Source organism: Jeotgalibacillus sp. R-1-5s-1, assembly GCF_004405105.1.
GTDB lineage: Bacteria > Bacillota > Bacilli > Bacillales > Jeotgalibacillaceae > Jeotgalibacillus.
On sequence record NZ_SORW01000005.1, the window covers coordinates 1 to 21,523 of the forward strand.

At 44.5% G+C, this 21,523-nt stretch carries 19 protein-coding genes; 14 read left to right on the plus strand and 5 right to left on the minus strand.

The window, feature by feature from the left end:
- Positions 1–847, plus strand: an 847-nt coding sequence (locus tag E2491_RS17430; protein WP_166805774.1) for a hypothetical protein, incomplete at its 5' end; no start/stop codon positions are given.
- Between the two features lie 501 nt (positions 848–1,348).
- Here the strand turns inward: E2491_RS17430 and E2491_RS03250 are convergent.
- Both E2491_RS03250 and E2491_RS03255 read right to left on the minus strand, forming a co-directional pair.
- On the minus strand, positions 1,349–2,485 hold the full coding sequence (locus E2491_RS03250; protein ID WP_134372602.1) for an NADH-dependent flavin oxidoreductase: 1,137 nt from the start codon (positions 2,483–2,485) through the stop codon (positions 1,349–1,351).
- 79 nt (positions 2,486–2,564) lie between these two features.
- The gene (locus E2491_RS03255) at positions 2,565–3,530 is read right to left on the minus strand and encodes a M23 family metallopeptidase (protein WP_244093868.1); all 966 of its coding nucleotides are present in this window, start codon (positions 3,528–3,530) and stop codon (positions 2,565–2,567) included.
- 186 nt (positions 3,531–3,716) lie between these two features.
- Between E2491_RS03255 and desA the strand changes: the two genes are divergently transcribed.
- The 8 genes from desA (at position 3,717) to E2491_RS03290 (ending at position 13,630) form a co-directional block, all read left to right on the plus strand.
- The gene (gene desA, locus E2491_RS03260) at positions 3,717–4,760 is read left to right on the plus strand and encodes a Delta(5) desaturase DesA (protein WP_134372605.1); all 1,044 of its coding nucleotides are present in this window, start codon (positions 3,717–3,719) and stop codon (positions 4,758–4,760) included.
- 56 nt (positions 4,761–4,816) lie between these two features.
- Positions 4,817–5,950 (plus strand): sensor histidine kinase, encoded by a 1,134-nt coding sequence (locus E2491_RS03265; protein ID WP_134372608.1) that lies wholly within the window; start codon positions 4,817–4,819, stop codon positions 5,948–5,950.
- Positions 5,947–6,546: a response regulator transcription factor gene (locus E2491_RS03270; RefSeq protein WP_134372611.1), complete on the plus strand. Its 600-nt coding sequence runs from the start codon at positions 5,947–5,949 to the stop codon at positions 6,544–6,546. Before E2491_RS03265 ends, E2491_RS03270 begins: the two co-directional genes overlap by 4 nt.
- A gap of 396 nt (positions 6,547–6,942) precedes the next feature.
- Positions 6,943–8,670, plus strand: coding sequence for a thiol reductant ABC exporter subunit CydD (cydD, locus tag E2491_RS03275; protein ID WP_134372614.1), 1,728 nt, complete (start codon positions 6,943–6,945; stop codon positions 8,668–8,670).
- On the plus strand, positions 8,667–10,379 hold the full coding sequence (cydC, locus tag E2491_RS03280; protein ID WP_134372617.1) for a thiol reductant ABC exporter subunit CydC: 1,713 nt from the start codon (positions 8,667–8,669) through the stop codon (positions 10,377–10,379). Before cydD ends, cydC begins: the two co-directional genes overlap by 4 nt.
- 145 nt (positions 10,380–10,524) lie before the next feature.
- Positions 10,525–12,681, plus strand: a complete 2,157-nt coding sequence (locus tag E2491_RS03285) for an ATP-dependent helicase (RefSeq protein ID WP_134372620.1) — start codon at positions 10,525–10,527, stop codon at positions 12,679–12,681.
- Between the two features lie 12 nt (positions 12,682–12,693).
- Positions 12,694–12,831 (plus strand): hypothetical protein, encoded by a 138-nt coding sequence (locus tag E2491_RS17435; RefSeq protein WP_166805775.1) that lies wholly within the window; start codon positions 12,694–12,696, stop codon positions 12,829–12,831.
- Complete coding sequence (locus tag E2491_RS03290) at positions 12,818–13,630, plus strand: GNAT family N-acetyltransferase (RefSeq protein WP_134372623.1); 813 nt, start codon at positions 12,818–12,820, stop codon at positions 13,628–13,630. The genes E2491_RS17435 and E2491_RS03290 overlap by 14 nt, the downstream gene beginning before the upstream one ends.
- 439 nt (positions 13,631–14,069) lie before the next feature.
- Here the strand turns inward: E2491_RS03290 and E2491_RS03295 are convergent, their stop codons facing one another.
- Positions 14,070–15,488 carry an NAD-dependent succinate-semialdehyde dehydrogenase gene (locus E2491_RS03295; RefSeq protein ID WP_134372626.1) on the minus strand — a complete coding sequence of 473 codons (1,419 nt, stop codon included), beginning with the start codon at positions 15,486–15,488 and terminating at the stop codon, positions 14,070–14,072.
- On the opposite strand from E2491_RS03295, the gene E2491_RS03300 reads away from it, so the two are divergent.
- From E2491_RS03300 to E2491_RS03310, 3 genes are read left to right on the plus strand one after another with little or no spacing between them, the layout of a single operon-like run.
- The gene (locus E2491_RS03300; protein WP_244093869.1) at positions 15,479–16,273 is read left to right on the plus strand and encodes an MOSC domain-containing protein; all 795 of its coding nucleotides are present in this window, start codon (positions 15,479–15,481) and stop codon (positions 16,271–16,273) included. The two genes, E2491_RS03295 and E2491_RS03300, sit on opposite strands and share 10 nt — an antisense overlap.
- 23 nt (positions 16,274–16,296) lie before the next feature.
- Complete coding sequence (locus tag E2491_RS03305; protein ID WP_134372628.1) at positions 16,297–17,211, plus strand: DMT family transporter; 915 nt, start codon at positions 16,297–16,299, stop codon at positions 17,209–17,211.
- Between the two features lie 3 nt (positions 17,212–17,214).
- Entirely contained in the window at positions 17,215–17,994 is a 780-nt protein-coding gene (locus E2491_RS03310; RefSeq protein ID WP_134372631.1) for an alpha/beta hydrolase, read from the plus strand.
- On the opposite strand, the gene E2491_RS03315 is transcribed toward E2491_RS03310, so the two are convergent.
- Entirely contained in the window at positions 17,991–18,206 is a 216-nt protein-coding gene (locus E2491_RS03315; RefSeq protein ID WP_134372634.1) for a hypothetical protein, read from the minus strand. The two genes, E2491_RS03310 and E2491_RS03315, sit on opposite strands and share 4 nt — an antisense overlap.
- A 262-nt stretch (positions 18,207–18,468) precedes the next feature.
- Positions 18,469–18,741: a hypothetical protein gene (locus tag E2491_RS03320; protein WP_208528026.1), complete on the minus strand. Its 273-nt coding sequence runs from the start codon at positions 18,739–18,741 to the stop codon at positions 18,469–18,471.
- Between the two features lie 216 nt (positions 18,742–18,957).
- Between E2491_RS03320 and E2491_RS03325 the strand changes: the two genes are divergently transcribed.
- Positions 18,958–20,661 carry a methyl-accepting chemotaxis protein gene (locus tag E2491_RS03325; protein WP_134372637.1) on the plus strand — a complete coding sequence of 568 codons (1,704 nt, stop codon included), beginning with the start codon at positions 18,958–18,960 and terminating at the stop codon, positions 20,659–20,661.
- A 129-nt stretch (positions 20,662–20,790) separates the two neighbouring features.
- Complete coding sequence (locus tag E2491_RS03330) at positions 20,791–21,267, plus strand: SRPBCC family protein (protein WP_134372640.1); 477 nt, start codon at positions 20,791–20,793, stop codon at positions 21,265–21,267.
- The last annotated feature ends 256 nt before the right edge of the window (positions 21,268–21,523 follow it).

Sequence of the window (21,523 nt, forward strand, 5' to 3'; positions counted from 1 at the left end):
TGTGAGCACAGACGTAGTGGTAAACGAAGATGAAGTACAAGCTGGAGCAGACGCACAAACAGACGCATCAGTAGGTGTAACAGCTGAAGGTGAAGAAGAAAGTGCAGAAGTAATGGCGGATGCTTCAAATGATGTGAACACAGATGTAGTGGTAAACGAAGATGAAGTACAAGCGAATGCAGACGCACAAACAGACGCATCACTTGGTCTAACAGCTGAGGGTGAAGAAGAAAGTGCAGAAGTAATGGCGGATGCTTCAAATGATCTGAATTCAGATTTCGTTGTGAATGAAGACGAAGTAAAAGCAAATGTTTCTAACGATACAACTGCAGGTTTTGGTGTGAAAGCTGAAGATGAAGAAAGCAGCTCTTTCCTTGGCGGAGAACTTTTCAACAACCTTGATGGTGCTTTTGAGTCAAATGATGATATGACATCAGGTTCATTAGATGCAGTGACTGGCGGAACAATTGGTGCAGGATTTGAAGATGAAGATTCAAAAACTGGACTAAATGGTATCCTGGTTAACGATCTGTCAGGTTCTTTCGTAAGTGAAGAGGATGAAGATTTCATGTCTTCTCTTTCAAACGACACAAACCTTGGTCTGAATCTTTCTAACGAAGATGAAGAAGATCGTTCTTCACTATTTGCTGACGTAACAAATGCACTTGATCTTGGTCTTTCTGAAGATGAGTTTGGCCTTGCCACTGATCTTGGAGTAGCAACAGGACTTTCATCTGAAGATGATGACAATTCATTTGCATCAAATCTTGATCTTGGCCTTGGACTAAACCTGATGCTTGTTGATGAAAACAACAACCACAACGGTTCATTCCTGAGCCTTCGATAAGAAAAGTGGCCGGACTTCCTGATGGAGGTCCGGTTTTTTGAGGTTTAGATGGTGATAAGTGATGGGTGGATGTCTCGCTGTCTTTAGTGCGGCGGGACAGGAGGTGTTGAAAGGCTTGTTGGTTAAGTGCAGGAGGGGAATGAGGGGTTTTTGGAGTGATGGAATTATATTTTGAAAGGAGGAAATGAGAAGGTTGATTAGAAGGAATCTGAACTGAGAATGAAGGGATTAATTGGATCTGACAGCTGTTTGATGGAATCATTTTCCGGAAAGAGTGAATTCATTTTTCAAAAGAAGGGATTGATTTTTGAAAAGACGGAATAACCATCGGTAGTGAAGGAATCCCGTTCGGCCCTTTTAAATCAAAGAATCAGGGGGACGGAGCGGGTGTTCATTTCCGGCAAAATGAACACCCGCTCCGTCCCCAAAAAACCGGCCTCCTAAGTGGAAGGCCGGTTGATTAGCATATTCATGTTTAAAAAGGAACAGGCGCTCCGTCCCCTAAGCGTTTTGGTGTTCTTTCACCGGGAACCAGCCTTTTGTGTTGACGATTGCGTTCCATAGTGGTTCTGGGACGGTAAGGGTTTCACGGTCGTCAACAGATAGGGAGGTGCGGATGTCGCTTTCTTTGCCTGCTTCGACTTTTTGTACCCAGTCCGGCTCGACGATGATTTCGCGGCCGAGTGCGATGAGTGGCACGCCTCCTGCCATGGCTTTGGTTACGTCGTCCGGTGTGTGCAGTGAGCCTACTCCGATGATTGGAACCTGGCTTCCTACACGGTCGTGGATAAGCTGAACGCGTGATGCTGTATCCGCTTCGTCGCGAATAGAGCCCTGATGGAAGTCCTGTACGGATACGTGGAGATAGTCAAGGTCTTCTTTTGCGAGACGGTCTACAAATGTTAACGTGTCTTCCATTGTGATACCAGGGTTTTCACGCTCTTCCGGTGATAAACGGTAACCGACAATAAAGGATTCATTTCCAAATTCCTTCACGGTTTTGTTGACTTCATCAATAACCGCCAATGGGAACGTCATGCGCTTTTCAACGGATCCGCCCCATTTATCTTCGCGGCGATTTGAATGTGGTGAGAAGAATTGTTGAATCAGGTAGGTGTTGGCTCCGTGAATTTCAACACCGTCAAAGCCTGCTTCAATCGCACGGCGTGTTGCATCGCCAAAGGCTTTAATAATCGTTTCGATTTCTTCGTTTGTCAGCTCGCGTGGTGTCATTGCGCCTTCACGTTCCGGTGCGACTGCACTTGCGCTGACAGTCTGGTTATCCGGAAGCAATTCCGGCGGTGCCATACGGCCTGCGTGGAAAATCTGCAGGATCGCTTTTGCGCCTTCTCCTTTGATCGTGTCAGCAAGTGATTTCAGACTTGGAACGAGGTCATCACGGTGTGCGCCGATTTCCCCGTGGAAGCCTTTCCCGTCATCCGTTACGTTTGCCACAGCAGTCAGTACAGTGCCGACGCCGCCTGAACGCACGCGGTAGTAGTCAAGCTCTTCCTGGGTTACTTCACCATTATCTTTAGACGAAAAGTTCGTCATCGGTGCCATGAATAATCTGTTTTTTAACGTTACTCCGTTTTTAAAGGTAAATGAATCTAAAAATGGTTTACTCATTTGAATCATCCTCCTGTTGAGTCAATCTGCTCCACATTATACGGGTTCTTTTCGACTCACTAAAGAAAGATGCTCACGGAATGTGCAACTAAGGCTGATCATTCTTTTCCCATACCTTTAAAGACGGGTAAGGATCAAATGCCCATTGTGTGCGGCCGTTTTCCATATACAGTCCGTAATGCATATGAGGAGGGAATTTGCCGCTTGTTCCTTCTTTCCCGTAACCGGAGCTGCCGACATATCCTAACCGATCACCCGGTTTTACATAATTCCCTTTCTTTAACCCCTTTTCAAAACCGGACAGGTGGGCGTAGTAGTGATAGACATTGTGAATATCACGGAGGCCGACACGCCAGCCGCCATAATCATTCCAGCCCAGCTCTTCGATTTTGCCATAGGTGGTGGCAAGAACAGGTGTCCCGTAGCCGGCAAATAAGTCCGTTCCTTCGTGCATTCTCCTGCCACCCCAGCCCCGTTTATCGCCCCATGTACTCCGGTAACTGTATTCATAGTTTTTAGCTAAAGGGAATACGTGCTGATAGAGATCGAGTGAATTGAAGTGCTGATAGATCTCAGAAATGGTCATGACCTGCCGGATGCTTTCTTTTCTTTCATAATAATAGGTCATAGCCTGCTCGAAGGAGTCAAACTGCTGAATAAAGTCAGCCATTGACCCAAAGATATCCTCCGGATCATTCGGATCAGCTTTCCCATCACCATTTGCATCCAGCCCGATACCACCAAAAAAAGAAATAAAGTAAGGGGAAAGATTACTTGGATCAGGGTGCAGGGGACCGAACCATTTTTCGTCAGGGATGGTTAAAGAAAGAGGTCCCTCTTTTTTTTGAAGATCAGATCGCACCGGCTGAATATTCCGCTCGAACTGATCGACAGCAGCGAGATAATACCACGGCACCGTTTGATGCTGATAAAGACTGTAATAGCTAAGTCGTTCTTTTAAGAGATCATCCCGCTTCATTTCTTCAGCCAGCGCGGAGGCAGGGAATAATAAAATGAATACAATAAGCCATACTCCAATTTTCAATAAAATCACCTCTCGGGTAGTATGACCCGTTCAAAAAAGAATTATTGACCTGTCTTTTACCAGAATGCTTTTTATATTCCTGATCCTGCTAAATAGAACATGACACCTGTCATGAATGATCCCTTACACTCATGACTTATTTTTAAATGGGGAAAGCTTTATGATGAGGTCATAAGAGCAACAGAGGAGGAAATCATGACGAAACAAAAGATTGCCGAGCTGCGTAAAAGTGTCTCTCCTTATGAAAAAACAGACTTAAAAGCAAGCGTCAGACAAATGATTAATACAATTCCACCGTTTTTTATATTATGGTTTTTAGCCTATCAGAGCCTTGAAATTTCTTATCTCCTGACATTGGGACTTGGGATCATTGCTGCAGGGTTTGTGGTCAGAATCTTTATCATCTTCCACGATTGCTGTCACGGCTCATTTTTCAAAAATAAAAAGCTTAACAATCTGGTCGGTACGATTACCGGCATCATTACGATGTTTCCGTATGAAAAGTGGAAGCGTGAACACTCAATCCACCACGCGACAAGCGGAAATCTTGATAAGCGTGGAACAGGTGACATCTGGATCATGACAGTCGAAGAATATAAAAAAGCATCATGGAAAGAACGTTTATCTTATCGCCTGTACCGTAATCCACTCGTGATGTTTGGTCTTGGGCCTGTGTATTTGTTCCTTGTTACGAACCGGATGAATCGTAGTGACGCAAGGAAAAAAGAGCGTAAAAATACGTATTTGACTAATGTTTCTATTGTTGTTTTATATACATTGATGATTCTCCTGGTCGGCTGGGAAGCGTTTCTTCTCGTACATGGACCAATTATGTTTGTATCAGGGATGCTTGGCATCTGGCTGTTTTATGTACAGCACCAGTTCGAGGATTCTTACTTTGAAGACGAATCTGAATGGGATTATGTCAAAGCAGCGGTCGATGGCAGCTCCTATTACAAGCTTCCTAAAGTGCTGCAGTGGGTAACGGGCAACATCGGCTACCATCATGTGCACCATCTGAGCCCGAGAGTGCCGAACTACCATCTTGAAAAAGCACACGAATCAACACCGCCATTACAAAAAGCAACAACTATTACAATGAAATCAAGTCTGGAATCCATCCGCTTCCGTCTTTACGACGAAACGCGCAAAACCTTTGTCAGCTTTAACGAAGTCAAACAGCAGCTGAAAAAAGAAAAAATGCGCCTTGAAATGAGAAGGATGCAGACAAAACAATAATAGCTTTTGAAACCGCGTCCTGTTTTAGGATGCGGTTTTTTTGGGGACGGAGCATCATGCAAAACTGGTATAACATTTTTCCGAAAAATACAGGCTTGAATATTTATATATGGATTATTTTCTGTATGCTGCCGTTTTATTTTATTTTCAGGTCTTCTACCTGGCTTGAGATTTCGGTCGGAGTTTTGATGATTTTGATTTTCTTTGTTTCCTACCGGCTGACTTTTTTGACGAAGGGCTGGCTGAATTATGTCTGGGTAGGAATTGCGATTGCGATCAGTATTGCGATGACGGTGCTGTTCGGTTTTGTTTATTTTGCGATTTTTCTTTCGTTTATGATTGGAACGGTTCAGAATAAGGCTGGTTTTTTTACGCTTTACGGTATTCTGGTCGGTTCAACAATTGTAACGGTTAATATTGCTTTCTTCACGCAGGATCAGCTGTTTTTCACGCAATTTCCTTTTGTATTTATCAGTGTGATCGGGGTTATTTTGCTGCCGATTAATTCGTATAACCGGATGAAGCGGCAGAAGCTTGAAGGCCAGCTGGAATACGCCCAGAAGCGGATTTCGGATTTAATGGTAATGGAGGAGCGTCAGCGTATTGCGAGGGATCTGCATGATACGCTAGGACAAAAGCTGTCATTAATCGGTTTAAAAAGCGACCTCGCGAGTAAGCTGTTAACAGCAAACCCTGAATCTGCGAAAAATGAGCTGAAGGATATTAATCAGACAGCCCGTACTGCTTTAAAGGAAGTGCGTGAACTCGTGTCTGATATGAGGGGAACAAAGCTTGAAGATGAAATTTATCATATACGGGAACTGCTAAATGCTGCCAGAATGAAAGTGGAGGTCAAAGGAGATCCTGCTTTGAAAAATGTTCCGCTTTTAGTGGAGAATGTGGTGAGCATGTGTGTAAAGGAAGCCGTCACAAATGTGGTAAAACACAGCAGCGCTACGCAGTGCCACCTGGAGGTGCAACAGCTTCCAAAGGAATTGCGTATTACAGTGGAGGATAACGGAAGTGGTTTTTCTACTGACCGTTTCTCTGAAGGTAACGGGATTCGCGGTATGCGGGAACGTCTGGAGTTTGTGAATGGATCGCTGGATATAAAAAATGGACTGGGAACTTCAGTGATTATCAGTGTTCCAACAGTTGTGAAGCACTCGTCTAAGGAGGAAACAGGATGATTCGGATTGTACTGGCGGAAGACCAAACGATGCTTTTGGGCGCACTTGGTTCTCTGCTTGATTTAGAAGAGGATCTCGATGTTGTCGGCAAAGCGAAAAATGGGGAAGAAGCCATTGAAATGGTCCGTTCGCTTCAGCCGGATATTTGTATTATGGATATAGAAATGCCTTTAAAAACCGGGCTTGATGCGGCTGAAGAGCTGAAGGATGAGCCGTGCAAAATTATTATTCTGACGACATTTGCCCGACCGGGTTATTTTGAACGGGCACGCAACGCGGGTGTCAGCGGATATTTGCTGAAGGATAGCCCGAGTGAGGAGCTGGCGCGTTCGATCCGGACGATTATGGATGGTCGGAGAATTTATGCACCGGAGCTCGTTGATATGGCGCTGACTGAACCTAATCCGCTGACAGAGCGGGAGCAGGAAGTGATGGAGCTGATTGCGGAGGGGAAAACGACGAAGGAAATTGCGGGTACGCTGTTTATTACGAATGGTACGGTGCGGAATTATATTTCGGTGATACTGGATAAGCTTGAGGTATCAAATCGGATTGAAGCGATTTCGCGTTTTCGCGAGAAGGGCTGGTTTAAGTAAACGTCTCTGAGGGGGCGTTTTTCTTTTACTTGAAAAACCGCGCCGGGATCATCCTCCGCTTTCAGCAGGAGGTTCGAAGGATTTTACCCCGGTTTCATGGAGTTTTGATGTTGTTTCGAAAGATTCGGTGTGTGGTTCGTGAGATTTTGTTGGAGGTTCGCAAGATTTTGGTTTTCTTTCGCAGGATGAGGTCATTTGACCTGTTTGTCATATGGGGAGTTTTACAAGTTTGAGTCTGGATTTTAACAAAAAAAGCTGTCTGAACACTGCACACATGCTGCGAATCCCTATGAGGTGAAATTTCACGTATAATTCGTTATAATAAGACTAACTATAATTGTGAAATACTTCACATTTACAAAAATCAAGCCATTTCTAAGAATGGAGAGAGCATTGATGAACGAATTGGCTCGTTATGCGAGAGAATATAAAGGGACGCTTATTCTGCTGATTACGATTGCGATTTTGTCTGGTGCGAGTATTATTGCGCAGGCTTATTTTATCGTGCGGATTGTAGATCAGATTTTTCTGCAGGATGCCGTGTGGAATGATGTGCTGCCGTTGTTTGGCTGGCTTGCTGTTGCGCTTGTAGCAAGGGCGATGCTTACGTTCGCGAGTGGCCGGACGGGTGCGTGGATGTCAGCGAAGGTGAAGCAGACGATCCGCGAGCAGCTTCTAGCTAAATATACGAGAAATCCTGTGCAAGCTTCTTTGCAGGGACAGTCGGGCAGAAAGATCAGTGTGATGCTCGATGCGGTGGATGAGGTAGACAGTTATTTCAGCCGCTATATTCCGCAGGTTATCCAGACGTCGATTGTTCCGCTCATGATTTTGATTGCTGCTTTTACACAGGATTTAATTTCAGCGCTGATCCTGATGGTGACGGCGCCGTTTATTCCCCTGTTTTTTGTGATTATCGGGATTAAAACCCAGAAGAAATCTGAAGAACAGATGGGGCAGTTATCTGCTTTTTCCGGAACTTTTTTAGATACGCTTCAAGGGCTTACGACACTGAAGCTTTTCGGACAATCAAAAAAGCAGCGTGATGCGATTGAGGACAGCAGCTTTAAGTTCAGAGATGCCACACTTGAGGTGTTAAAGGTTGCCTTTATTTCGTCATTGATGCTTGAGTATATTTCAATGCTTGGGGTTGGATTGATTGCGCTTGAGCTTGGGTTGCGGCTCGTTCTTTTTGAAAGCGTGACCTTCTTAACGGCGTTTTTCCTGCTTGTTCTGGCGCCGGAATTTTATGTGGCCATTCGTGAGCTTGGCAGTGCGTTCCATACAGGTCGGGGAAGTATAGGAGCAGCAGCCCTTATTACGTCTGAGCTTGATCAAAAAGAGGACCGGGTGCAGTGGGGGGAGCGTGTTTTAAGCAGTGATCAGCCACCTGAAATTGCTTTTAAGGATGTTCAGTTTAAGTATGGAGAAGATGGATTTAAACTCGGCCCTCTCAACGCGGAAATATCACCATTTGAAAAATCTGCGCTGATTGGAAAAAGTGGATCAGGAAAAACAACGGCGCTCCATTTGTTAAGCGGTTTGATGGCGCCATCTGAAGGGACGATTTTAGTTGATAACAGGCCCTTAAGTGAATATACCGAGGAAAGCTGGTTTTCTAAGCTCAGCTACATCTCACAGCAGCCATTTATATTTTCAGGAACGCTTGGAGAAAATATTGCGATTGGAAGCACCCGCCATGCAACCCGTGAAGAGATTGAGGCCGCAGCTGAGAAAGCGGGCTTGGCCGAATTGATTTCGTCACTTGAAAAAGGTCTTGATACGCCTGTTGGTGAAGCGGGCAGAGGGCTTTCAGGCGGAGAAAAGCAGCGTCTTGCTTTAGCCAGAGCCTTTTTGAAAAAACCATCAGTTATTCTTTTCGATGAACCGACAACGGGACTTGACTTGAGAACGGAAAAGATTCTGACTTCGTCCATGAAGGAACTGGGAGAGCACGCAACGGTAATTACAGTTGCTCACAGATTGTATACGATCCGTCAGGCTGATCAGATTTTACTGCTTGAGGACGGAACATTATCAGCTAAAGGAAAGCATGATGAACTGCTGAAATCAGCTTCTTATCGTGAAATGGTCGATGTTCAGGAAGGAGGAGTACCTCAATGAATGACCTGAAAATCGTTCTAAAGGAAATTGCGAAAGAACGTAAGGATGTATGGTATTCAGTGCTGTTTGGTTTTTTAGGGGGTATCACGACAGCTGGTCTGTTTGCCTCCAGTGGTTATTTGATTTCCAAAGCGGCACTTGTTCCGCCGGTGTATACCCTGGCTTTAATGATTGCCTTCTTAAAGGTGTTCGGTCTGGCCAAAGCCGGTAGCCGATACGGGGAGCGCATATACTCTCACCGTGCGACATTTAATATATTAGCCAGAATCCGCGTGAATTTCTTTGAAAAGCTGGAGCCGCTTGCACCGGGAATCTTTCAGAAGTTCCGGAGCGGAGATCTGCTTGCAAGAATTGTTGGCGACGTGGAAAGTCTTCAGAACTTCTTCCTCAGGGTGTATTATCCGCCGGTAGTGCTTGTGCTGATCTTCCTCAGTACGATGTTTTTCACCGCTTTTTATTCGATCTGGATTCCGTTGCTGTTTTTGGGCGGATTGCTTTTAACGGGTCTGATTCTTCCGGCACTTTTTGCAGTGAGGCGAAAGAAGCTTGAAGAAGAGGTGCGTGAGGCGCGTGCTGCTTTATCAACTGATGCGGCGGAAGTATTATATGGATTCAGAGACCTGAAGATTTATCAGCAGCTTGATCAGAAAGAAGAGGAATTAAGACAGTCAGCTGCTTCCTACGTCAATAATCAGGAAAAAACGGGCAGTCAGGGGATGCTGAATCAGTCGTTTAACCAGTCTGCCGGATTGCTTGTGTCGTGGGGCGTGCTTGCGATGAGTGTGTATTTGGCGGTAAACGGAGATTTGGATGCGCTGTTCCTTGCGATGCTCGTGATGCTTGCGTTAACGGTTTTTGAAAATGCGACTCCGATGGCCCTTTTGGCTAATCACTATGAAGACAGTCGCCATGCGGCTCAGCGATTAAATGAAGTGACAGATATGAAGCCTGTTGAAGCAGAAGAACCGTTTCAGTCACTTGATAAAAATACTTTGGATATTCAGTTCAAAGAGGTATCTTACAAGTTTGAAGGGGAGTCGCGTCCGGTTGTTGATTCTGTCAGCTTTTCACTTCCGGCAGGTTCAAAAACGGCTGTTGTAGGAGCCAGTGGATCGGGTAAGTCTACGATTTTTCAGCTGATTCTCGGCATTCTTCGAACAGAGGATGGAGAAATTGAAATTGGCGGCAAGAACCTGAAGCATGTTCCATCTTCAGATATTTGGCGTCACGCTAACGTCGTGATGCAGGAAAATCACTTTTTCTTTGGGACAATACGGGATAACCTTTTAATTGCAGGAGAGAGTTTTTCTGATGTTGAACTGAGTGAAGCACTTCGTCTAACAGATCTGAACCGTTTTGAACTTGATGATCCCGTTCTTGAAAAAGGGGAAAATCTTTCGGGCGGAGAACGTCAGCGGCTGGCCATTGCCCGGGCGATGCTGAAAGGTGATCGTCTGTGGCTGCTGGATGAGCCGACTTCATCTGTAGACAGTGTCACGGAAAGTCGTGTCATGTCCGCTTTATTTGAAAAAGCTGAAAATGGCACACTGCTTCTGATCAGTCACCGCTTAACAGGACTTGAGCATATGGACCGGATTCTTGTTATGGATCACGGCAGGCTCGTTGAATCGGGTACGTATCAGGAGCTTATGGAGAAAAAGGGTATATTTTATGAAATGAAGCAGATTGAGCAGGAAGTGTTTCTATAAAATGCGGGACAACGGCGGGGGCTGTTGTTCCTTTTTTTGTAGTGCGGCTAGTACAAGAGGCATTTTCTTCAGCATGAACTCCTTGTACAAAGCGATCAATGTTACAATAACCGCATAGAAGATTTGAACAGGAGACGAACGGATTATGGCAGATTATTTTGAGAGAAAGCGGAAGGAAATTGGCGTAAATCTAAATGAAGTTCAGAAAAAGGCTGTTCTTCATGGAGATGGACCATTACTTTTACTGGCGTCACCGGGATCAGGAAAAACGACAACGATTATGATGAGAATCGGTCACCTGATTGAAGAGCGTGGAGTGGATCCATCAAGAATAAAGGGAGTGACATTCAGTAAAGCCGCTGCAGATGACATGAAGCAGCGTTTTAATAAAATGTTCCCAGCCCTTCCGGAAGTCGATTTTTCAACTATTCACAGCCTTGCGTTTTCAGTCGTGCGGGATTATTTAAAGAAACAGCGCCGCTCATGGCAGCTGATTGAAGGCCCAGTAGAGGATCCGGCAGATTTTACAGGAAATAAGAAGATGCTGCTGAGGAATCTGTTTCAGCGTTTTAATAAAGAATCGATTACAGATGATCAGCTTGAGGAGCTGACGAACTATATCAGCTTTATCAAAAATAAGCTGGTTCCCCGTGCAAAATGGAACACCGTGAAATGCGAGGTAAAGCAGGCAGCGGACATTGCAGAAGAATATGAGCGGGTGAAGCAGCAGAATCCTGACCAGCTGATGCTGGATTATGATGATATGCTAACGCTTGCCTTAGAGGCATTTAAAACGGATTCTGCGCTTTTGAAAAGCTACCAGTCCCGCTTTGATCACGTTCTGACTGATGAAAGTCAGGACACTTCACTCGTTCAGCACGCGATCGTGGAAAAGCTGGTGGAGCCGCATCAGAATTTGTGTGTGGTGGCTGATGATGATCAGTCGATTTATACGTGGAGAGCAGCTGAGCCACAGTATCTGCTGGATTTTAAGAAGGTGTATCCGCAGGCAGAAGTGCTGATGATGGAGCAAAATTACCGCTCCACACCTGAAGTGGTCAATGCAGCTAATGAATTTATTAAACATAATAAAAACCGGTATGAAAAAAATATGTTCACTGAAAATGAAGAGGGAGAAGCGGTCCGGATCAGAGTGTTTCCGGATTATGAGGATCAGGCAGCGTATCTGGCCCAGGAGCTTGCCAAGCTTGAAAACTACCGTGATGCCGCTGTACTTTATCGCACTAACAGCTCCTCAATTTTAATTATGAATGAGCTTGAAAGAGCTCAGATCCCCTTTTACATGAAGGATTCGGATGTCCGTTTTTTCAGCCACTGGATTGTGGAGGATATCCTCAACTTTATGAGGCTGACTTTTAACGATACAAAAGTGGAACTGTTTGAAAAAATCTCGACCAAATGCCTCGGTTATGTGACCCGTCAGCAGCTGTTTGAATTGAAAAAACAGCCTGAGGAAGGATCGGTTTTTGATCGGCTGCTTCAACTTCAGTCGCTGAAGGATTACCAGAAAAAGCAGCTGAATGGATTGAAACGTGCGTTTGACAGAATGAAGGGGGGAGAGCCATACCGCGTGATCCGGATGATCCGTGAGCAGGCGGGATATGACCGCGCGCTTGAAAAAATGAGTGAAAATCTCGGTTTTTCACTGGAATATCTGCATGATGTACTTGGCACGCTTGAACAGATTGCCCGTAAAGAAACCGGGATGGTCGCCTTTGCGAATCGCCTCAAGCATCTGGAGTCGCTTTTAAAGACGTCTAAATTCAACAAGCATCAGAATGCGGTAACCTTATCTACGCTTCACAGCTCAAAGGGTTTGGAGTTCAAAAAGGTGTATATGCTTGATTTAATCAGTGATGTCATCCCTTCAAAAAATGATGAAAAGGAACAGAAGGCAGGAAATCGCGAGCCGATTGAAGAAGCGGCACGCCTGTTTTATGTTGGTATGACCCGTGCGGAGGAGGAGCTTGAGCTGCTCTCCTACAGAAACCGGGCTGGTAATGCAACAAAGCCGTCACCATTTTTGCTGCGGGTGAACGAAATCATTCATCCACCGGAGGAACAACAGCAAATCGAAGAGTCACGCATTCCGCAAAATCCAAATGCAATCAGAAAAGTTTCAGACCTTGAAGTAGGCCGTTTTGTGAAGCATCGTGTATTTGGAAAAGGCAGAATTGAAGGATTTACAGAAGACGGACTCGAAATTAAATTTGCGAAGGGAACAAAAAGGCTGGCACTGGATCTTTGCTTAACGATGGGACTGCTGGAACCGTCGGACTAAAGGGGTGTAAGAATGCGCGAAGAAGTGGGCCAGTGCGTGCACTGCGGGAAAACCGTGTATTGTGAAAATGGATTTTTAAACGGTGTGACAGAGGAAAATAAGCTTTACTGTATGGAGTGTGGGGAGGAAGCAGGAGATGGGGAAATTTGAAAAAGCAGCTGGTGTGATTGCGGAGCTGAATCAAAAGCCTGCCCATCATGTCGGGTATTGCGGAGTCGATGAACAGGAGATTTTGAAATCCTTAAAGGAAGACATTGCGGATGAGTACCTGTTTTTTGATGGGGACAATGTGCTGGCACTTGATTACGAGGACGGCACAGCAGATATGTGGGGTCCGTTTATTAAGGAAGGAAAAGACTGGGCGCATATGGCAGACCGTCTGTTGGAGAAGGTTCCTACAGGGACAACGTTGCACGGTTTTTACGGGAAAGACAATGTACGCGCAGGTGAATGGGTTCTTGAACACGGCGGCGAGAAAACAAGTGAGGAATACGTCTTGTCAGCCTGTGAATTTAATGAACGGGATGATCAGTCAGGTGTAGTAGTGCGTCTCTATCATGATGGGGATAAAAGTGCGTTTGTTCAACTTCATGACAGTATTTTTCCTAATACTTATTATTCAGCTGAAGAAATCCTCGGGAGAACGAATGAGTTTAGACCATTGTTGATCGCAACACTGGACGATGCACCAGTCGGTTATGTATATGCGGAATCAGATGCTGAGTTCAATGAAGGGACAATTGAGTTTCTGGGCACTGCAGCTGAATCACGCGGCAAAGGAGTCGGCTATGCACTTCTCCGGCAGGCGATGGATAAGTTAATGAGCAAGCAGAAGATCGGGCAACTGCAATTGTGTGTATCTAAAGAGAATCAGACAGCGATTCATCTGTATAAAAAGGCGGGGTTTGAGATGGAAAAAGAACTCTTTTTTTATGTGATGAAGGTATAAATGAAGGCTGTGAATGCGCCGGCTGGTGTGTTCACAGTTTTTTGACTTTTTTGATGACCAGAGAAGGAATCGGGTTCTAAATTTCGGGTGACCAGCATTCCTTCGCAATGTTAAGTTATTCCTTCTTTTCAGATTTTTATCCCTTCTTTCTGGAAAAAATTTCGATCGTTTGAAAAAATAATTCCATCACTAGGTCCACTAGAGCAGCTTTTTCCTTCAAAAACGGTTTGGATTCCATCACTTCCCAACCACAATTCCCTCAGTGCACAGCTTGATTCCATCAAACACCACGACCATCTGAAAAGATCGACCCAACACCAAAAAGGCCCTGTCATTTAAGACAAGACCCTTCCTAAATCTCACCAGCCAGATGACCTTATCTAACCGAAGAAACATACATCGTCCCAAACCAGCAACGGCTCAAGAACCACCACTCATTTTATAACCCAACAGAAATATATTTCGTCTCAAGATACTCTTCAATGCCCTGATGACCACCTTCGCGGCCGAGTCCGCTTTGCTTGAATCCGCCGAATGGAGCTTCCGGTGCGGAAGGCAGTCCATCGTTTAGACCGACAATTCCGTATTCCAGTGCTTCGGACAGCCGGATGCCGGTTGAAAGGTTTTCTGTGAACACATACGCTGCGAGTCCATAGATCGAATCATTGGCCCGTTCGATTGCCTCTTCTTCTGTTTTAAACGTTGTAATCGGAGCGACCGGTCCAAACGTTTCTTCCTTCATGCAAAGCATATCGTCTGTCACACCGGATAAAACAGTCTGTTTGTAAAACAGTCCGTCACGGCGCTCTCCTCCTGTCTCCACGGCAGCTCCTTTTGATACAGCATCCTGAATATGTTCATCGACCTTTTCCACAGCATCCTCATTGATCAGAGGCCCAAGATCAACACCTTCTTCAAGACCATCACCAAGCGTTAAAGCTGCCACTTTTTCAGTGAAGATTTTTGTGAATTCATCTGCAACATCTTCATGCACATAAATGCGATTCGCACTTACGCATGTCTGCCCGGCGTTACGAAATTTCGTTGCAACCACACCTGCTGCCGCTTTTTCAAGATCAGCATCATCCATTACAATCGCAGGTGCGTGTCCGCCAAGCTCAAGTGAAATTTTCTTCATCGTATCCGCTGCGCCTTTCATAAGCGATTTACCGACCTCGGTTGAGCCGGTAAAGGTCAGTTTGCGCACGCGTTCATCTGACAGCCACGCTTCACTGATATCAGAAGATTTTCCGGTGACGACATTGATCACACCATCCGGAATACCAGCTTCTTTAGCTAACTCCACTAGTCTGATCGCGGTAATGGGGGTCATTCCGGCTGGTTTGATCACACAGGTACATCCTGCAGCAAGTGCCGGGCCGACTTTGCGCGTAATCATGGCGGCGGGGAAATTCCATGGTGTAATAACTGCCGCTACACCAACGGGCTGCTTGTGAACGAATAAACGCTTGCCATCTTTTGAAGAAGGAATCGTTTCTCCATAGATACGTTTTCCTTCCTCTGCAAACCATTTGATAAACCCGTTGGCATAAGCGATTTCACCGGCTGCTTCCTTCAGCGGCTTACCCTGTTCAATCGTCATCGTGCGTGCGAGATCATCCGTGTTCTCATCAATGAGATGAGCCCATTTCATCAATAGTTCGCTGCGTTCATAGGCAGATTTTTTCGACCAGCTTTTGTAGGCTTCGTGTGCCGCGTCGACTGCCCGACCAGCTTCTTCTTTGCCCCCCTGTGGGACCGTCGCAATGGTTTCACCGGTTGCCGGATTGATAACCTCTATCGTATCCAGCTCCTGCCCTGTTTTTTGTCCGTTAATGATGTGTGAATATGTATCCACTCTTGATCACTCCTGTCTATAGTCTGTTCTTCCACTCTACCCTTTTCATTTTATCTTCAATCTTAAATCTCGTATCTGATAAAATACGTTATAATTTAGAAGGACGAATTATTTATTTCGCTAAAGGGATGATGATGGTGGAAACGTATAAAGTTAAATCAATTAATGCAGCTCGTGTGCAAACCTTAACGTTTGGCAGTAAAACCTTTGAAAGTGCATTGTTAAAAAGCCCGATAAAAGAAGAAATGTTTGTAACAAAAACCGGCCTGACTTCTGATGAACAGACGCCCGAACATCACGGTGGAACGGAAAAAGCACTTTGCCTGTATCCGTATGATCATCATCATTTTTGGCGTGACTGGATGAAGGTGAAGGAAGGGGAGTCTATGTTTGGTGAAAACCTGACGACAGAAGGGCTTCTTGAACGTGAAACTTGTATCGGTGACCAGTTTCAATTTGGTGAAGCGGTCATTCAGGTAACGGAGCCGCGACAGCCTTGCTTTAAAATTGCCGCTAAATACGATAAGCCGGAACTTATTGTCCGAATGCGCGATTCAGGCTATACAGGATTTTATTTCCGTGTATTAAAAGAAGGGACGGTAAAGCCGGGTGATGACCTGAAGCTGATTCAGCGTGATCCGGCAGGTGTAACGGTTCAGCATGTAAATGATCTTTTATTTGCAAAAAAGCCGACAAAAGAACAATATGAGATGGTTCTGAGCGCACAAGCTTTATCCAAAACGCTCCGTCCTAAACTCGAGAAAAAGCTTTCAGAATTACATTAAACAGAGAGAAATCAGGTGAGGGTATGACGCAATCCAATGCGTATGTTTGGCTCGTTTCAATTATGGTGGCATGGGGACTGAATGTGGTGGCATTAAAAGTGCTGGTCGAGGCATTTTCCCCGGTTGCCATGACTTCATTAAGAATTTTCACGGCAGGACTTGCTGTCATGGCGGTGCTTGCTATTCAGAAAAAGCTGGCAATCCCTTCGACGAAGCAGCTTGGTATTATCGTGTTGATTGGATTGTTCAATATTGTGGGACATCATTATTTTTTATCAGTAGGACTTAAAGGAACGACCGCGGTAAATACCGGATTGATTCTTGGTCTCATTCCGATTCTGACCGCCATTGCGGCACTGATTTTCCTAAAGGCCGCGTTGACGCCACTGAAAATAATCGGAATTCTTGTCGGGTTTAGCGGAGTGGCGCTTGTCATGATGGCAGGGAGTACAGGCGAATTCCAAATTGCTGCGGGAGACTGGTTTATCCTGCTTGCAGCCGTCACGCAGGCGATCAGTTTTGTTCTAATTAAAAAAATGACGGTTGATTTAAATGTGATCGTGTTAACCGGCTGGATGATGATCACCGGTTCTATTATTCTCGGGATTATCAGTTTGTTAACAGAGCCCTCTGGTTACGCGTCAGTGCTGACCGGTGAAGGCTTTCATTATGCCGTATTTTTTGCATCAGCCTTTATCGCTACAGGGATCGGTCACATGATTTACAATAATGCGATTCGCCTGATTGGTCCGAGTGAAGCAGCGGTATTCACAAACCTCAATCTGCTGTTTTCGATTACCGGAGCTGCGATTTTACTGAATGAACCAGTGTTCGTAGGCCAAATCGTCGGATTTTTGTTAATTGTAGCAGGTGTACTAAGCGGCAGTGGAGCGGTTGATCACTGGATTCGAAGCCGACAGTTAAAAAGGGGAGTGTAGATATTGGCATTGATTACTTGCCGTTTTTATTCAGATGTACTCGGAATGACGACAACAATGACCGTCATTTTACCTCAAAAAACACACAATCAGATTGGCATGAAGTCTGATGCCAAAGAGAGCGAACGGCATCCTGTATTGTACTTACTGCACGGTCTTTCAGATGATGATTCGATCTGGACACGCCGTACATCCATTGAACGGTATGTTTCTGAAATGGGGATTGCTGTTGTCATGCCACAGGTTCAGCGCAGTTTTTATACGGATATGCATTATGGCATGAAGTATTGGACCTTTATTAGTGAGGAGTTGCCGGCTATCGCACGGTCATTATTTCCACTGTCAGCGAAACGGGAGGAAAACTTCGTGGCTGGATTATCTATGGGTGGATACGGGGCTTTTAAGCTGGCCCTTAGAAAACCTGAGCAATTCGCAGCTGCAGCCAGTCTATCCGGTGTGCTGGATATCAACGTCTATAAAGATCGTGCAAACTCTTTTGGTATAAACGATTACCAGCTGATCTTTGGAGAAAAAGGTCCACGCAATACAAATGATGACTTGATTCATCTTTTAAAACAGGCGGACGCAAATCAATTACCGGTTTTATATCAATGTTGTGGCACAGCTGATCCTTTATTCGATGGGAATCAGACATTTTCCACGCTCCTGCAGGAAAAGAATGCAGCTCATTACTATGAAGAAAACGAAGGAGAAAGCCACTCCTGGGATTACTGGGACAAAAAAATTCAGGATGTCTTAAAGTGGCTTCCGCTAAAGTATTAAAAATACTTTCGGCACGGACTGCAATAAGCATCGCCAGTCGTTCGGCGCACAGCCTTTCCACAGTGAGGGCACTTAATATATTGATCAGATGGATTACCCATCCCGCTGAACCCGCCGCCCATAAACGATCGCATAGACTCTTCCACTTTAGGAAAAATAAACACCATTAAAGCAAGTCCGACCGCAATTAGCACACACAGAAAAAATAGCATAGTTAACCTCCTTTGATTAAATTTGGTAAATATACGATTTTACTTGATCGAAGGATTCATTTTAAGTAAAAGAGTCTTTCTAATAGGGACTCTTTGATACATTCAACACAGGCATTTTCACAAAAAACGAACCGTAGTCATCACCAGTTGGTGATAAGTACGGTTCATATATGTATTGTATTCTATAAAAAATTTAGAGTGCAAGGGCCAACCGAAGACTCCTGCGGCCGTGGAAAGCGAAGGTTGGCCCTTGCCTGTTATTTCAATAGCTTGAAGTAGAAGAAAACGCAATTCCAAGAATCATAAATAAAACAAATAAAAGAATATAAAGTCCAACAAAAATAGCAGCCAAAATCAGCGAAGCCCTGGAATAATACTTCTTCTGACTCGTATCCCCACCAAAAGCCCACACAAACAACAACACAATATTCACAATCGGAATCACCAGCAGTAATAAAGTAATCAGCCAATCCTTCGTGCGCATTTCTTTTTGCTGATACCCGGTCTGGTGGTCAGTCATCGTATGTTCATTCATCACACTCACTCCTTTCTTTCAGATTGACTCATTATCCTCTACTTCCAAATATTTTTCAATATATGACAAAGATAAAAAATCCTTTCAAATGATATATTTCATAGACCGAAAGAACTAAATTTTTTCTTTCTTTTGGTTTCATTAAAAAATGTACGGGTAATATAGCTTTAGTTCGAAAGTTTTATATTATTCCGAAAATTGAAAGGGTGGTTAAAAATGAAATGGTATCGCAATTTGTCGATTGGCGGAAAGTATTCGGTAGCAGTTCTGTCAGCGGTTTTATTATTTGTTATCACAGCAGTCGTTTTATTTGTTCAGATGAAAGGTATCGAAGAAGATACAGCAGCAATGGACCGGCGCAGTGAACGGGCAGTAACGGCTGTTTATCTTGGAGGAATATTCAGAGCAATGGATGTCCGGGTCGCGGATTATGTGAACTCGGGTAATAATTCCTACATAGAGGAATATCAGGAAGAGAGCGCAACTTTTGATTCTTATGCTGCTTCTGTATTGGAAACGACAACAAACGAAAACCAGCTCGCCATATTAAATGACGTGATTGCCAGTAAGGCACAAATGGATCTCAACTTTGAAAATGAGATTATACCCAACTATACAGGTGAAGAGAGTGCTGCTTTACAGGCAGCAAGGCAGACTTCACAGCAACTCAGAGCTACTGTAACAGGAAGTCTGGAAGAGCTTGCCGGCCTGGTCATTGCAGACAGTACGGCTGCTTCTGAAAGTGCGGAATCCTCTGTTGCTACGGGGATAACAGTCATGCTGGCAGCTGTTGGACTATCTATTCTTATCAGTCTTACGCTGCTTATGCTGATCACCCGTCAGGTGAAAAGAAATCTTAAGAGTGCTGTCGTCATGGCAGAAGAAATTGCAGATGGAAATCTGGCTGTTGAGGATATTGATTATCAGAGCAAAGATGAAGTGGGTCAGTTAGGTCTGGCTTTTAACACAATGAAAGAAAAATTGCATGTGCTTCTGTCACAAGCATCCGGAGTGGCCGGAACCGTTACGGATCAAAGCGAAATGCTTAATCAATATTCTTCTGAGGTTCAGGAAGGAAGTCATCAGATTGCTACGACGATGGAGGAGATGTCGAGCGGCGCTGAGGAGCAGGCACATGCAGCATCAGGGCTCGCTGAAAAAATGAATGAGTTTATTGCCGTCATTAACCGCGTTGAGCTCAGCCAGATGGAAGTGAAGGAAAGCTCTGCTTCAATGCTGGGTATTACCAGCAAGGGTAGTGAGGCAATGATGGAATCTGTCGGTCAAATGTCTGAAATTGATCAGAAGATGAGAGATTCGCTTAGCATGGTTAAGGGACTGGACGAAAAAACGAATGATATAGCACAACTGACTGAAGTCATTCAGCAAATTGCAGACCAGACAAACCTTCTTGCACTAAATGCCGCGATTGAAGCCGCGCGGGCTGGTGAGCATGGAAAAGGATTTGCTGTCGTTGCCGATGAAGTCCGAAAGCTTGCAGAAGGAGTTGCTCAATCCATTTCTGACATTACCTCCATTATCAGCGGAATTCAGAGTGAAGCGAAAAATGTGGTGCTGTCACTTGAAGAAGGATATCAGATGGTATCAGACGGAACTGACAAAATCTCCTATACAGGAGAACTTTTTGGTGAGCTGAAAACGACGATTGCCAATGTGACCGATCAGGTGGCGAATATGTCTGACTCTATTACAACGGTGATTGAATCAACTAAAGAAATGAATTCTTCTATTGAGAGCATTGCCTCTGTTTCTGAGGAGTCTGCTGCAGGTGTTGAAGAGGTTTCTGCCACATCGCAGCAGTCCAGTGCTTCCATGGAAGAGGTTTCAAAGAGTGCGAAATCATTAAAGGATGAAGCGGTGGAATTAAGCACATTGCTTGGTCAATTTAAATTAGCATAACTTCGTCAGAAAAAAGCAAACCGGCTTTTTAACTGCAGTCGGTTTGCTTTTTATTTTATCCATTTCCAAGCCAACTTTTTTCGCTAAAAATGTTACAATCATATCAAAATAATCATTGGGGTGACCGGAATGGGTGAATGGACAAAAGGGATTGAAATCAAGGCTCCGATCGACTTTGTCTGGAAGTACTTTAATGGATCAGATAAAGACATGAAAAAAATCATGCCGCAGGTCGTTGAGAACGTCGAGATCAAAAAGACAGAAGATGGAAAAGGTTCAGTGTACAGGCAGAAGTACAAAGAAGGCAAGCGGGTCATGGAATATGATGTTGAAACACTTAACCTTGAAGATGGTGAAGACAAAAAGCTTTTAAAAGTCGGTTTTACATTAGGCTCCATGTTTGAGATCACGGCTTTATATGAATTAATTAAAATTGATGAAGAGACAACATACTTCCGTTATACAACAACTAATGAGCCGTTAAAATGGTATGTACGTATGTTTTTACTATTTGCGTCGGATCGCTCAGTAAGTAAATTCATACAGCGTGTTAAATTTGTGGCGGAGGAAGAATACGAGGATTCCAAAGAAGAGACATACCGTTAAAATAACTGTGAGACTTCATCTGACGTTCATTTTAGAGAATTGTAAGAAGGTATGATCTCTTTTGTTTCTGTACTTAATTGAGTTTGGTTATTTAGTCATAAGCAATCGTGAGCGTAAAAATCCATGAGTCCCTGCCTGACGCAGCTAGACAATGGAAAGGAGTATTACAGCACGGTTTGTAAAATCAAAAATCCTGCACCATGGTTTCCCCCATGGTGCTTTTTTGTGCCAAAAAACAAATAGAGCTTTTTTTATG

What these genes read in the sequence shown, in the direction of transcription:
- E2491_RS03265 (WP_134372608.1), top strand. Translation starts at nt 4,817, where the DNA reads ATGCAAAACTGGTATAACATTTTTCCGAAAAATACAGGCTTGAATATT.
- E2491_RS03325 (WP_134372637.1), top strand. Translation starts at nt 18,958, where the DNA reads ATGAAATGGTATCGCAATTTGTCGATTGGCGGAAAGTATTCGGTAGCA.
- E2491_RS03320 (WP_208528026.1), bottom strand. Translation starts at nt 18,741, where the DNA reads ATGAATGAACATACGATGACTGACCACCAGACCGGGTATCAGCAAAAA.
- E2491_RS03250 (WP_134372602.1), bottom strand. Translation starts at nt 2,485, where the DNA reads ATGATTCAAATGAGTAAACCATTTTTAGATTCATTTACCTTTAAAAAC.
- E2491_RS03290 (WP_134372623.1), top strand. Translation starts at nt 12,818, where the DNA reads ATGGGGAAATTTGAAAAAGCAGCTGGTGTGATTGCGGAGCTGAATCAA.
- E2491_RS03315 (WP_134372634.1), bottom strand. Translation starts at nt 18,206, where the DNA reads ATGCTATTTTTTCTGTGTGTGCTAATTGCGGTCGGACTTGCTTTAATG.
- E2491_RS03300 (WP_244093869.1), top strand. Translation starts at nt 15,479, where the DNA reads ATGTATCCACTCTTGATCACTCCTGTCTATAGTCTGTTCTTCCACTCT.
- desA (WP_134372605.1), top strand. Translation starts at nt 3,717, where the DNA reads ATGACGAAACAAAAGATTGCCGAGCTGCGTAAAAGTGTCTCTCCTTAT.
- cydD (WP_134372614.1), top strand. Translation starts at nt 6,943, where the DNA reads ATGAACGAATTGGCTCGTTATGCGAGAGAATATAAAGGGACGCTTATT.
- E2491_RS03330 (WP_134372640.1), top strand. Translation starts at nt 20,791, where the DNA reads ATGGGTGAATGGACAAAAGGGATTGAAATCAAGGCTCCGATCGACTTT.
- E2491_RS03305 (WP_134372628.1), top strand. Translation starts at nt 16,297, where the DNA reads ATGACGCAATCCAATGCGTATGTTTGGCTCGTTTCAATTATGGTGGCA.
- cydC (WP_134372617.1), top strand. Translation starts at nt 8,667, where the DNA reads ATGAATGACCTGAAAATCGTTCTAAAGGAAATTGCGAAAGAACGTAAG.
- E2491_RS17435 (WP_166805775.1), top strand. Translation starts at nt 12,694, where the DNA reads ATGCGCGAAGAAGTGGGCCAGTGCGTGCACTGCGGGAAAACCGTGTAT.
- E2491_RS03270 (WP_134372611.1), top strand. Translation starts at nt 5,947, where the DNA reads ATGATTCGGATTGTACTGGCGGAAGACCAAACGATGCTTTTGGGCGCA.
- E2491_RS03285 (WP_134372620.1), top strand. Translation starts at nt 10,525, where the DNA reads ATGGCAGATTATTTTGAGAGAAAGCGGAAGGAAATTGGCGTAAATCTA.